6 protein-coding genes are annotated in these 13,782 nt (G+C 49.7%); 3 read left to right on the top strand and 3 right to left on the bottom strand.

Annotated elements, in window-relative coordinates; all coding sequences use genetic code 11:
• Positions 1-14: 14 nt before the first annotated feature.
• Complete coding sequence (locus tag C5O19_RS21980; RefSeq protein ID WP_104715541.1) at positions 15-1,715, bottom strand: RagB/SusD family nutrient uptake outer membrane protein; 1,701 nt, start codon at positions 1,713-1,715, stop codon at positions 15-17.
• 39 nt (positions 1,716-1,754) lie between these two features.
• A complete protein-coding gene (locus tag C5O19_RS21975) occupies positions 1,755-4,892 on the bottom strand; it encodes a SusC/RagA family TonB-linked outer membrane protein (RefSeq protein WP_104715540.1) in 3,138 nt (1,045 codons plus the stop codon).
• Between the two features lie 381 nt (positions 4,893-5,273).
• On the opposite strand from C5O19_RS21975, the gene C5O19_RS21965 reads away from it, so the two are divergent.
• Both C5O19_RS21965 and C5O19_RS21960 read left to right on the top strand, forming a co-directional pair.
• Positions 5,274-6,443, top strand: a complete 1,170-nt coding sequence (locus C5O19_RS21965) for an alginate lyase family protein (RefSeq protein WP_104715538.1) — start codon at positions 5,274-5,276, stop codon at positions 6,441-6,443.
• A gap of 7 nt (positions 6,444-6,450) precedes the next feature.
• Positions 6,451-7,641, top strand: a complete 1,191-nt coding sequence (locus C5O19_RS21960; protein WP_104715537.1) for a glycoside hydrolase family 88 protein — start codon at positions 6,451-6,453, stop codon at positions 7,639-7,641.
• A gap of 70 nt (positions 7,642-7,711) precedes the next feature.
• Here C5O19_RS21960 and C5O19_RS21955 read toward each other — a convergent pair whose 3' ends face one another.
• Positions 7,712-11,779, bottom strand: a complete 4,068-nt coding sequence (locus C5O19_RS21955) for a hybrid sensor histidine kinase/response regulator transcription factor (protein WP_207766517.1) — start codon at positions 11,777-11,779, stop codon at positions 7,712-7,714.
• A gap of 1,264 nt (positions 11,780-13,043) precedes the next feature.
• On the opposite strand from C5O19_RS21955, the gene C5O19_RS21950 reads away from it, so the two are divergent.
• Positions 13,044-13,700, top strand: a complete 657-nt coding sequence (locus C5O19_RS21950) for an AAA family ATPase (RefSeq protein ID WP_104715536.1) — start codon at positions 13,044-13,046, stop codon at positions 13,698-13,700.
• The last annotated feature ends 82 nt before the right edge of the window (positions 13,701-13,782 follow it).

Here is a 13,782-nt window from a genome sequence, read left to right as displayed (position 1 = left end):
AAGCATCTTCAAGCTTAGAACCACGGTTCGTTTTGGATAATCTGCGAGTTAACTTCAATCTCACCCGTCGGAATCTGGAATTGGTAGTACCGCTGGTAATCGCGGATGGGAGCATTCACGAATTCATCGCGAATCCGGGTTCCCTGCGAATCGTACAACACCTGACCGGAGGGCATAGGCCAGATTTCTTCGGCTTTCCGCCAGCGGCGAATGTCGAAGAAGCGGTGCCCCTCTCCGACCAGCTCTACAATACGCTCCTGTTCGATAGCTTTGAAAAATTCATCCTTGCTCGAAAACTTCGCCTGATTCAAAGGAGGCAGATTCCCCCGACGACGGATTTTGTCGAGCAGGCCAAACAGTTCGGCCGTGGGTCCGCTGAGCTCGTTGACCGCTTCGGCGTACATGAGCCAAACGTCGGGCAGTCGCATCAGGTACATATCCTGCGGGCCATCGCTCCGACCAATACCGCCGGTTTGCCGAATCCATTTTCGGAAAATATACCCCGCCGGAGCCCCGTCGTAGTTAATGAATGTAATCCCGTCGCGGTTCCCAAAGCGGAAGGTAATGCTGTCCTGTACGTTCAGGCCGTCCGTCGTCAGGCGAAGCATTTTCTGTTCGTCCCAGAGCATAGTCGCCCGCATACGGTAATCCCGCCCGACGTACGAACGGGGATTGGTCGCACTGTTGGCCAGCGTAGTATTGCGACTCAATACCACGGACGGAGCAAAATCACCCGTACTCGTAAGCTGATACCGATTCACCAGGCGATAGGTCGGAGCCACCCATACCTGACCGTTGCCCGTGTTCCGCGAGCCAAAATCCCGCTGCATTTCTTCACCCTGATTGAGTAAAGGACCACCAAACTGTACCGAAAAGAGAATTTCCGGATCGTATTCGTTGAAGTACTGAAACAGGTACCAGTAGTTGGGATTGTCCGCCGGCCCCGGTTCGCCATTCCGAAACAGCGGAATGTTTTTGTCGATGATTTTCTTGAAATCCGCTGCCGCTGCTGCGTAATGCTTCTGGGCTTCACCCGCATTGTTTTGGTTTTTCATCCAACAGGCCCAGTACAGATTTACTTTGCCGCTGAAGCCCCAGGCGGCCAGCTTCGAGGCCCGGCCCAGATTATCTCCCGTATAGTTGTCGGGCAGTACACTCGCGGCGTACGAGAGATCCGCCAGAATCGAATCTTTCACGACGGCCCGGGGCGTACGCGCCAGGGTATACGCTTCGGCATTGCCGTTGAGTCGGCGACCGAAATACGGCACGTCGCCCCAGAGGTCAATCAGGCGGAAGTAGTTCAGAGCCCGCAGGAAGCGTACTTCGCCCACCAGGCGGTTCATCAGAGCCTGATCGCTTTCGGATCTCAGGTTTGCCCGCAACGTACCGATGTTCTGGAGTACATAATTGGCCCGGTTGATGGTTCGGTAACAGTCGCCCCAGAGGAAGCCAAAGTTGCCACTCGAACCGATGGCTCCGGGGTTGTACGTCCCCTGGTTGTTGCTGGTACCCCGGGTATGCACGAATTCCCCGGCTCCGTCGAAGTAATACTCGCGGTCAAAGGTCGTGCGGTTGGCTTCGTACACACCATTGACGGCGAAAATGGCATCGTCGGTCGTTTTCCAGAATAAATCCGAAGAAAGCTGAGTAGTGGGTACCTGATCGAGCAGGTCTTTCTGACAGGCACTCAGGCCTACCAGTACTATTCCCACCATAGATATGTATCGTTTCACGAGCGAAAAAGTCAAGGTGAATTAAAAACTCAGGTTCAAACCAAAGGAATACGACTTGAGCAACGGGAAGGGGTCATCCTGATTGTCGGCACCCGATTGCGTCGTACTTTTTTCGGGATCAACACCCCGGTACTTACTGAAGGTCAGCAAGTTCTCAGCCGTCAGATAGACCCGTACCCGGCTTACGCCGATGCGGGTGGTGTATTTGCTGGGGATATTGTAGCCTGCCTGAATGTTCTTGAGACGCAGGTAGCCAAAGTTGTCCAGCCAGAAGGTTGACTCCGCCTGATTGTTCCCACCCGAACCCGTAACCAGCCGGGGTAAGGAAGCCGAGCGATTGTCCAGATTCCAGGTGTCATTCCAATGAAAGTCCTGAAACGCATTCCGGGCGGCGGGAATATTGACGTTGTTGAAAGGCTCCAGCCAGAAGTCTTTCCGGCCCGTAGCGGCCTGCCACAAGATGCTCAGGTCGAAACCTTTGTAGTTACCGAAGAGGTTAAAGCCGTAATTGCCCGTGGGTTGCTCCCGGTTGAAACGGGGCATGGCCTTGCGGTCTTCGTCGTTGATCTGACCATCGCCATTGAGGTCGCGGTACAGAATATCGCCCGGCGAAACGTACTGCCCCTGGTATGGAGCATTGGCGATGTCTTCCCAGCTCTGAGCAATGCCCTGCGATACGCGACTGTAGGCGTAGTGATAAGGCATGTTCAGGTACGTATAACCTTTACCGAGAAACTCATTCCATTCCAGCAACCGATTCTGGTTGAAGCTCACGTTCATCGTTGCTCCCAGGTTTACCTGACCTATTTTAGTGCGGTACGTCAGGTTCACTTCCATCCCGTTGTTCCGCAGTTTTCCGATGTTCATGCGGGGAGCGTTGTACCCCGAAAGCAACGTGGATAGCGACGAAGGCCGGATCATACCCGTGGTGAGTTTGGTATAGGCATCGATCTCGGCGGTCAGTCGTCCGTCGAAAAAGGCCAGATCGAGTCCTACGTTGGCCGTGTTGGTTTGTTCCCAGGAAAAGTCCTCATTGATGATCTTGGCCGAACTGAAGCCCTTGGCGATCTTTCCGTTGAGGATGTAATTGGTCAGGTTAAAAATGTCCCGTTGCTCGTAGCGACCGACACCCGAGTTATTGCCCAGTTTACCAAGGGAGGCCCGGAGTTTACCCGACGAAATAATCGAGGTCAGATTCTGAAAAAAAGGCTCCTCCGAGAAACGCCAGCCCGCTGATACGGCCGGGAAAAAGCCAAACTGATAGCCGGGCAGGAATTTACTTGACCCGTCGTACCGGGCCGTAAATTCGAACAGGTACTTATCATTGACGACATAATTCAAACGACCAATTACCGAGCGTAAGCCCTCCGCGTCGCTGTTTCCTCCGGCGGTTTGCGTCGTCGTCAGGGCCGCGTCAATTTCACTAAGTAAGGGATTGATCCGGTCGAGACGGCTGGCGGACATGTTTCGGTTAAACCAGTACTCTTCCGTGTAACCCAGCAAAGCCGTTAGCTGATGGTTTCGAAATAGGGTTTTATTATACGTAATCCGGCCCTGCAAGAGTGTTTTGTATCCCTGATTATTACTGTTACTAATGCCCGCACTGGGGTTTACGATGGTACGGGCAATCTGATCGGTCTGAAAATTCCAGACGTCGGTCGGGTCGTTGTAACTTTTGGTAAACTGGTTGTAGTACCGCAGTCCGAAATCCCCGCGAAACGTTAATCCAGTCAGCGGTAACCATTCACCATATACATTGGCGTTGATCTCCTGCCGATCCCGCTGGTTATGGTACACCGAATACCGGGCAAACATGTTGGCAGCCTGAGCGTCCTCGCCGTAGGCCATGATGCCGCCGTATCGACCCGTAGCCGGATCGTAGGGCAAAATCCCGGCGATGGCGTACCGAATGTCGTAGCCATCCGTACCGCTGTAATTGATGAATCCCTCCTGGTTGGCATACTCCTGTTTCGACCACTGGCCGTCCATCCGCAGGCCGACTTTGATGGCGTCGCGAACTTTGTAATCAAGGTTAAAACGCGTGTTATAACGTTTGTAGTTGTGATTGATGAGTACGCCCAGTTCATCCAGAATACCCGCCGACAGATAAAAATTCATCCGATCATTGCTCCCTGAAGCCGAGAGGTTGTGCGTTTGTATCCGACCGTTATCCCGCAGGATTACGTCCCACCAGTTCGTATTCGGGTATTTCACGGGATCGACCAGGCTTTTGGATAACCAGTCTTCCACGGTTCCGTACCGAAACGTCGTTGACGAAGCACCAGCCCCCGAAGCCCGCATGTGCATGGTGAGGGAGCGGGCGTAATCATCAAAGTAGTTGTAAAAGTTCGTGGGCTGCGATAAGCCGTAGGTTCCGGTGTAACTGATTTGGGCTTTTTTGTTTTGTGAACCATTTTTAGTCGTAATCAGTACGACACCATTAGCCGCCCGTGATCCGTAAATGGAAGCTGAAGCCGCGTCTTTCAGGACTGAAATACTGGCCACATCGTTCATGTCGATGCGGTTGATATCCACGTCAGGCATACCATCCACGACAATCAGCGGACCGGAGTTATTAACGGTACCGAGTCCCCGAATAATCAAGTTGGCACTGTTGCGTCCGGCCTGGCCCGTCGATTGCTGTACGGAAAGACCCGGTACCAGTCCGGAGAGGCCCGAGGAAACGTTGCTGAGCGAACGGCTGGCAATTTTCTCATCGATGTTGATGGCCGCGACGGCTCCTGTCAGGTTTTCTTTCTTCTGGGTACCGTAACCAACGACCACAACTTCGTTAAGGGCCTTTGTATCGGGAGCCATGGTAATGTCTCGGGACGTTTCGTTCGTCAGATTCACTTCCTGCGTGATATATCCTACAACGGAGACGAGCAGTGTACCGCCGCCCGTGGGTACGGGAAAAGTAAACTGTCCTTCGGCGTTGGAAGTCGTACCGGCGGCAGGACTTCCCTTGAGCTGGATAGTGGCTCCGGGAATACCCATGCCTTTTTCATCGAGTACCCGTCCCGTAAACGTATACGTGCTGGGCCGATTGGCGGGTAGTGGGTTGTTGCCCGGTGTCTGGGCGGTAGCCTCCCCCGCTACGAGCAGCAGCGTAATAGCCAGGGAGCCTAGCCAGCAGGTGGCAAATAGAGGTTTACGCATAAAACACATCGAGTAAGGTAGTGGAATAAGAGGCAGGCAAGAGCCTTATCTGGGGCCGGAGTAGCGATGAACTCCACTGCAACATTAGTAGATATAAGTCTATAAAATACTGGAATAATCTAAATGGAACGCTTTCTCCACCCCTTTGAACGCTTTATCACCCACCCGAACGATTCCTCCCCCTTTTTGATACATTTAGCCCCCCTGCCCCGCTTTTACCCCTGCTACCTTTGTTTCCTACACCGGCCGATGTTTTCCTCCGTGAAAAAAAGAAGAATTCGTTTACTGCTCATTGAAGTAGGATGCACGGGCCTGTTGGTGGCTCTGTTGCTGTACCTGATTTCACTCGTTCATTAAGCCGCTACCCCTTATCTCTAGGTTATGAAAATGCTACTGATAAGCCTGACTTTCGTTGCTACACATGCTTTCGGTCAGGCTGATTTGAATGCCGAGATTCGAAAAACCCTGCAAGCCTCTGTACAGGCTGAAGTCCGCTGGGCTCTACAACAACCGCCCCGTACGGTTACGGCCCAAACCTCACCCCGGAGTGCCGGAGGTCGCCATGATTTCTATTCGGAAGGCGATTACTGGTGGCCCGACTCCACGAATCTCCAGGGGCCGTACCTCCAACGCGACGGGCTGAGCAATCCCGACAACTTCGTGGCCCACCGACAGGCCCTCATCCGGCTAAGTCAGATCATGGGAGCACTGGCCTCGGCCTACGTATTACAACCCGATCGACGGTACAGTGAGCAGGCTCTTCGTCACCTAAAGGCCTGGTTTGTCGATACAACGACCCGCATGAATCCTTCCCTGACGTACGCTCAGGCCATCAAAGGCCGGGTTACGGGGCGGGGCATTGGTATCATCGATACGATTCATTTAATGGAAGTTGTACAGGCCGTTCAGGTGATGGAAGCACAGTTGGATGCCGCTACCGTCGCCGTGGTACGTCGCTGGTTTCGTACGTACCTGCACTGGCTGACCCACCATCCGTACGGAATCGAAGAACGGGAGGCGAAGAATAATCACGGTACGTGCTGGGTCATGCAGGTGGCAGCGTTTGCCCGCTTTACCGGCCATGACTCGCTGCTTGCCGTATGTCGTGATTGGTACAAAACCGTTCTACTTCCCCAGCAAATGGCCGCCGATGGTAGTTTTCCGCTCGAACTACGGCGGACGAAACCCTACGGTTACTCGCTGTTCAACCTCGATGCGATGGCTATGATTTGTCAGATTGCTTCTACGCCGCGGGATAACCTCTGGACGTATGAGACACCCGACGGGCGTAGTATTCGCAGGGGCATCAGCTACCTCTACCCTTACGTCGTTGACAAGAATCGCTGGCCCTTGCCACCCGATGTGATGTACTGGGACGACTGGCCCGTCGCTCAACCTTTCCTGGTTTTCGGAGCCCTGGCTTTTCAGCAACCAGAATGGCTTCAAACCTGGAAAAAAGGGGATCATACGCCTGCAAACGAAGAAGTCATTCGTAACCTTCCGATTCGCCATCCCCTACTCTGGCTTCCTCATTCATTCCGTACTAACTAATTCAACTATGAAACGACTTTTTATCGGTCTTGCTCTGGCGAGTAGCTGGGCGTTTGTATCTCCCACCTTTATTGATCGATCTTTTCAACACGCCCAGGAACAAAGCCTACGTATGCTTAGCGAGTTGAAAATCGCGGAATCGAAAGAGGCCTCCAAGCTGGTATCCCCCCGCAGCCTCAATGCGAAAGGCGAACTCGAACGGGTGGCCGCCCGCGACTGGACGAGTGGTTTTTTTCCGGGCCAACTCTGGTATGTATACGAATACACCGGAAAGCCCGAATGGGCCGAGCAGGCCCGCCGCTACACATCCCGGCTGGAAGGCGAAAAAACCAACGCCCGCACCCACGACATGGGTTTTAAAATGTATTGTAGCTACGGCAATGGCTATCGTCTGACGCAGGATCCCGCATACAAACAAATCCTCATCGAGTCCGCCCGTACGCTGTCAAAACGCTTTAAACCCGCGGCAGGAATCATCCGCTCCTGGGATCATCATCAGGAGGTGTGGCAGTGCCCGGTTATTATTGACAATATGATGAATCTGGAACTGCTGTTTGCCGCCACGCGGTGGACCGGGGATTCTTCTTTTTACAACATCGCCGTCACGCACGCCCGCACAACGATGAACAATCACTTTCGACCGGATTTCAGCTCTTATCACGTCGTCGATTACGATACGCTGACGGGACAGGTACGCACCAGGCAAACTCACCAGGGTTACAGCCACGAGTCGGCCTGGGCCCGGGGACAGGCCTGGGCTTTATACGGCTATACCTTGTGTTACCGGGAAACGAAAGATCCGGCCTTTCTCCGACAGGCCGAAGCCATCGCCCGTTTTCTGCTCCAGCACCCCCGTTTGCCCAAGGATCTGGTTCCGTATTATGATTTCGATGCTCCCAGTATTCCGAACGAACCCCGCGATGTGTCGGCGGCTACGGTGATGGCTTCCGCTTTGTACGAACTCTGTACCTACGCACCCAAGGCTAATTACCGTGCCAAAGCTGATCAGATCCTGACTAATCTTTCCAAAACGTACCTGGCTCCTGCCAAGAGTAGTCATGGGTTTCTTTTGCTGCACAGTACGGGTTCCAAACCGCATAACAGTGAGGTGGACGTACCACTGATTTACGCCGATTATTACTGGCTGGAAGCCTTATTACGGGCGAAACGGCTAAACGAAAAGAAATCCTTGTTTTAATACGAAAAGGCCAGTGAATCGTAACGATTCACTGGCCTTTTACGGCTCACGACACTCAGGACGGCGTTTCTTAGGTGACTACCTGTTGACTATACTCCGTTGGCGTTAAACCGAATTCGGCCCGGAAGGCCCGGCTGAAGTATTTGGGATCACTGAAGCCTACGGCAAAAGCAATTTCCGAAACGTTGGCTTTGCGTTGCTGTAATAACATTTTCGCCTTTTTCAGTCGCGTCGTTCGCAGCAAATCCACGACGGAGCGATCCGTCAACATTTTTACTTTTCGAAATAATACGGGGCGACTCATGCCCATCGCTGCCACCAGACTGCCTACGTTGAAATCCGGGTCTGCTAAATGTTGATCGAGTACCGTCATGAGCTGATTTAAAAACTTCTCGTCCGGGTGTTCAAGCGTCTGGGCCTGCGGCTGTAGCGTAATCAGGCGATGATACTTCGTCTTCAGTTGCTGCCGTAACAACAGCAGATTCTGTACGCGGGCCCGTAGTAACACCGGGTGAAAGGGTTTGGTCAGGTAATCATCGGCTCCCGTTTGCAGTCCCGATAACTGATGATCAACGCCATCTTTCGCCGTCAGCATAATGACCGGAATGTGACTGGTACGTGCATCCGTTTTGAGGCGATGCGTCAGGGTTAATCCATCCATTTCGGGCATGGCGAGGTCCGTAATCAACAGATCGGGTAAGAGTTGCGAAGCCGTTTCCCAGGCCTCTACCCCATTACTGGCTTCCAGCACCTGATATTCCGTGGTCAGCAGATCAACTAAATAATTTCGGATGTCCGCCTGATCTTCTACGATAAGTAGTAGTGGCTTTTCTCCAGCGGCTGGTTCCGAACGGGTAACGACTGGCAATGCTTCGCATACCGCTGGTTCTGGAAGAGTAACCAATGGCTCCTCGACTGGTAGGATGGGTAAGGTGATTTTGAATCGGGTAAAGCCCGTGTGTTCCAAACCGGCCTCCTGGCTTTCCACGCTGATTTGTCCCTGATGTTGTTCAACAATGCTTTTGCTCAAAGCTAGCCCCAGACCAAAACCCGTATCCCGCGACTGATGGCGATCCGCCTGATAGAACTGTTTGAAAATCTGACTGATTTCTTCCGCTGGAATTCCCAGACCCGTATCTTCAATGAGCAAGGTCACTTCTTCCTGCGTTGCCCGTACCTGCACGGTAATCCGCCCCCCGGCAGGCGTAAATTTAAAGGCATTGACTAACAGGTTGGAAATCACTTTTTCCATTTCCCCCGCATCAAACCACAAGGGGATCTCTTCCCCTTCCGATTCGAAGTTGAGTTGTACCTGACGCGAACGGGCGTGCCCGAGAAACGAGTGTACGATTTGTCGGAGAAAGCGGACGAAATCCGCCTGCTGCCGCTGTAGCTGGACATTGCCCGTTTCGTGTTTTCGAAAATCCAGCAACTGATTGAGTAAGCGTAACAAGCGGTCCGTACTGGCCCGCATCAGACTAACCTGTTTATGAATGCCTGGTTCCTGGCCGTATTGGCTCGCCAGTACTTCCAGCGGCCCCATCACCAGGGTCAAAGGCGTACGAATTTCGTGGGCGATTTCCGTGAAAAAGTTAAGCTTGGTTTGATGGAGTTCCTGCTGGCGTTTTTTCTCTTCGTGTTCCCGCTGTAATTCGTGGGCCAGTTGCAATCGGTTACGATTAAATCTTGACCACAACCGTAACAAGGCCACAAACGTCAGGGCATACACGACGTACGCTAAGGGTGTTTTCCAGAGCGGCGGTAATACCGTAATGGTCAGCTCCAGGGGTTTAGAATTCCAGACGTCATCATTATTCGACCCTTTTACGCGTAGCACATATGTTCCCGGATTCAGGTTCATGTACAAAGCCCGGGGTTCTGACACGTAATTCCATTCTTCATCAAACCCCATCAACTGGTAAGCGTACCGATTTTTTGACGAGTTGATGTAATTGAACGCCGCAAAATCGATGGAAAATACATTCTGTTGATGCGTAAAGGTGAGGCCTCGTTCAAAATCAATATCGGGTTCTCCACTTTCTGAAAGCCGGGTAATCGGTTCATTGAACAACCGGACCTGTGTAAACGCCAGTTGAGGAACCCGCGTATTCCGACGGATACTGTCGGGATGGAAATGAACGATGCCGTTATAGCCCCCAAAGTAAAGATAGCCCTGCGGATCCTGATACGTGGAGTTCGGGGTGAATTCCTTGCATACCAATCCATCATGCCGGTTGTAATGTACAAAGCGGGCGTGTTCCGGATCGAAATGGGCAAGTCCTTTGTCGGTACTAATCCATAAATGACCCTGGCGGTCTTCCTGGATACCCACGATCGTATTACTCGGCAGACCATTGGCTGTACTAAATCGCTCGAATCCTTGCTGACCGGGACGTAATAGATTCAATCCCCCTTCCCGCGTGCCCACCCAAAGTCGGTGTTTGCGGTCTTCGTACAGGCAAACCAGGTGATCACTGCTGAGAGACATCGGATCCGTTTCGCGGTGCTGGTAGCGAACAAAGGCGTCCCGACCGGGTAGTTTCCGGTTTAGACCGCTGGTGGTACCTACCCATAGTTGCTGCTGATGATCGAGTAATAAACACGTGGCATTTCTTGAACTCAAGGACGTATGCTGACCCGCTCGGGGTACGTAGGATTCAAACGATTGGTTTTTCGGATCGAATGCACATAAACCTCCCAGATTGGTCAGGATCCATAGTTTGCCCTGAGCATCCCGTTTTAAATCGTAAATGCGATCATTGGGCAACGAGTGAGGATTATTCGGTTCGTGCAGGAAACGAGTAATCACCTGCGTCCGTAAATCCAGGTAATTAAGTCCCTTCAGCGTGCCGATCCACAAGCCCTGATTTCCCTCAGCCAGCAGGCATTTCACTTTATCGTTGGAAAGGGACTTCGGATCTTTGGGATCGTGGCGATAATGACGAGCGACGCTTCGATTGGCATTGATCAGCATGACGCCCCGGTCTTCCGTACCCAGCCAAATTTGCCGTCCGTCCGTTGAGGGTAGTATCGGTCCAGCGATTTTGAACGTTTCACCCAAGGGACCAAAGGACCCAAATTGTCGGGCGTAGGGACTGTAGAAATCCACGCCCCCGTAATAGGTTCCGACCCAGATGGAACCATCGCGATCGCGAAAGATGGATCGAACCGAATTATCACTCAGCGATTCCGCGTCGGTTGGTTCATTGGTTAGCGTTTTAAACCAGCTTCCATCCGACGCCACCACGTACAAGCCCGACAAGGTACCAATCCAGAAGTGTCCGCTTCCGTCCGGTTGAATGGTACGAATGGTTTGCGTGGATAGATCTAGTCCCGGTACGGGATTCCAACTACTAATTTTTCCCAGACGCGGGTCAAATACGGCAATCCCCTTTCGGTCCGTACCCAGCCACAAACGCCCCTGCGGATCCTGAGCAATGGTATTGATTCCGTTCGAGAGATTATGGTAGACGGAATCGGCGGGTTGCAGGAAATAATCGTGTATGTCAAGCTGACCGTTTCCACGGGCTTTTAGTTGGGTTAATCCCAGCGACGTTCCCAGCCATAGGTTGCCCTGACGGTCTTCAAACAGAGCCCGCGTGTTGGGGTGACTCGGTTCAGTACGCTGATAAGTATAGCTCCGTAAGGACTTCAGTCGATACGGTTTCGGGCCTTCGAGCTGATAAAGCCCTTTCGACGTACCGACCCACACGCGATGTCGCCGATCTTCGGTAATACTTAAAATGGTGGAATCCGGCAAACCCTGTGCTGAAATACGTTCAAAATCGTCTCCTTCAGATTTGTACAGAGCTAAGCCTTTACTAGTTCCCACCCATAACCTTCCCTGACTATCGTGCAAAAGAGCATTGATTGTATTGGACGGCAAGTTCTTTCGCCGCGTAGGCTGATTTCTATATACGACCACCTGCCGGGAATCGTAGCGGTTTAAGCCATCGCGGGTGCCTAACCATATAAAACCTTTACGGTCCTGGGTAATCGCGTATACGCTGCTTTGCGATAAGCCTTCATCAACACTGAGATGGGAAAAGACAGGCTTAGTCATTTGTCCCTGACAAAAAGGTATCAGGAAAAATAAATAGAGAATACAAAGCCAGCCCGTACTTGTTTGAGCATTCATGAAATTTTCAGACTCGTTTTCTTAGCTCAACGGGCCCTACCAAAGATACTTTTATTCATATATTTTAGTTTAATAATCATATTTTATTTTATCTGACTAAGGGTCGAATTACTCAAGAGTCGTCCTCCGTTTCTCTTGTTCGTACTTAACCTATCCTGCGTTTTTTGTATGCATGATAGTTTGCCCTACGTATCTGATTTTGGTCGTTCTTGCGAAACCTATCATTGCATCAGATTAGTACTTCAGCAACCGACTTGTAAACCCCTCTTTCTCAGGGCGGAACAACTGAATAAAATTCACTTAAAAGTGTTGTTAATACTATACCATCGCGGCAGCAGTATAAGTTATTTTTGTACATTAAATTTTATATTAACAGTCATTGTCAAAACAAATTTATTTCACAGTTATCAGGGGCATTAGCTACTGCACTTCTACTGGTTATAAAAGAAACAATATTGGATGATTTCTTTTATAAATTTTCAATAAACACCTCTCCTATTTTTGAAACTACTCAACATAACCCTTGATTGCTATTTCATTCACTGGCTCTATCTCTATGAATCTAATTTCTCTGCTGAAGCGAATGACTTAGCTAATAAAGACAAAAAATTGTGTAAGTCTCTAAATTAATAAGTAAACCCGTCCAATTGTTTATTTATGTGTTTTTAGCACACTTATCTAATTTAATAAACTATTTAATAGCTATTTATCAATCCTTACATACGTCAAAAATAACGTTTTTTTTAACGTTAAAATTTAGATTTCATCATTAAGACATAGCCTTTATTTTAACGTTAAAATTAACGTCAAACATTGTAAGATTGATCATCTTTTTAGCGTTAAAATCAACGTTGTTTTTACATATGTTATAAGCTAATTTACACGTTGATTATAAATTCATTCTGTACGCTATTTTTAGCGTCAAAAATAACATCTTTTATACCTTTGTTATAAATGTTATTTTTAACGCTTTGTCAGTTTTGTTTTGAGCGTTAATTATAGCGTTCATATAACCTTAATTTTAAGCGTCTTTAATAAATTCAATTTTAACGTTAAAATTAGAGTTAAAATTGAATTCAAAAATAAAGTTTTAATTAGCTTTGGATTTGTGTTTGAAAATAACGTGTTTTGGCATTCTGAATTTCGAGTCAAAATCAGCGATCAATCCAGAGCTAATAGTAGTTCATTTTTGAACGGCATAAACAACTTCAGTTTTAGTGTAATATCCAACGCTTTTTTTAACGCTAATTTAAACGTTACAACCATGGTTTTTACCGTCGGAGGGATTAAAGGTGGAAGTGGGAAAACGACTATTGCGACCAACCTTACGGTCTTACTGTCCAAGCAGGGATTCGATGTTTTACTGGTAGATGCCGATGAACAGGAAACCTCTACTGATTTTACGGCTTGGCGGGAAGAGAATCTGCAGGGAGAAATTGGATTTACCGCCATTAAACTCTCGGGAGAGGCGGTTCGTAGTCAGATTTTAAAGCTAGTACCCAAGTATGATCACATTGTAATTGATACTGGAGGTCGGGATACGACTAGTCAGCGGGCAGCTATGACCGTTTCGGACGTCTACTTGGTACCATTCAATCCCCGTAGTTTTGATTTGTGGACCTTGAACAAAGTCGAACGACTGGTACAGGAAATCCGGGCCGTTCAGGCGACTCCTTTAACTGCCTTTGCCTTTTTGAATCGGGCAGACCCGAAAGGCACGGACAATAACGATGCCGCTGAACTCTTACAGGCTTCTGAAGTTTTTACTTATTTACCCACGCCGCTAATCAATCGGAAAGCTTATTCCAACGCTGCTTCTCAAGGATTAGGTGTGGTGGAAATGGAAGCGAAAGACCCCAAAGCAACGACCGAAATAACTAAATTATTTGAAGCAATTAATCCTTTGATTGTCAATAGATAACCTAAATTATTTTACGTTAATATTCGTTAGTAATATTAACGTTATTTTTACCTTTTAATTTAACGTTAAATAAAGCTCTCCT

The organism is Siphonobacter curvatus (genome assembly GCF_002943425.1).
Lineage (GTDB): Bacteria > Bacteroidota > Bacteroidia > Cytophagales > Spirosomataceae > Siphonobacter > Siphonobacter curvatus.
Note: the sequence above shows the minus strand (reverse complement) of the source record. Positions and strands in the feature narration are given on the sequence as shown.

Bases quoted from the DNA above. Each gene is read 5' to 3' on its own strand.
- C5O19_RS21965 (WP_104715538.1), top strand. From the start codon at position 5,274: ATGAAAATGCTACTGATAAGCCTGACTTTCGTTGCTACACATGCTTTC.
- C5O19_RS21950 (WP_104715536.1), top strand. From the start codon at position 13,044: ATGGTTTTTACCGTCGGAGGGATTAAAGGTGGAAGTGGGAAAACGACT.
- C5O19_RS21980 (WP_104715541.1), bottom strand. From the start codon at position 1,715: ATGGTGGGAATAGTACTGGTAGGCCTGAGTGCCTGTCAGAAAGACCTG.
- C5O19_RS21960 (WP_104715537.1), top strand. From the start codon at position 6,451: ATGAAACGACTTTTTATCGGTCTTGCTCTGGCGAGTAGCTGGGCGTTT.
- C5O19_RS21955 (WP_207766517.1), bottom strand. From the start codon at position 11,779: ATGAATGCTCAAACAAGTACGGGCTGGCTTTGTATTCTCTATTTATTT.
- C5O19_RS21975 (WP_104715540.1), bottom strand. From the start codon at position 4,892: ATGCGTAAACCTCTATTTGCCACCTGCTGGCTAGGCTCCCTGGCTATT.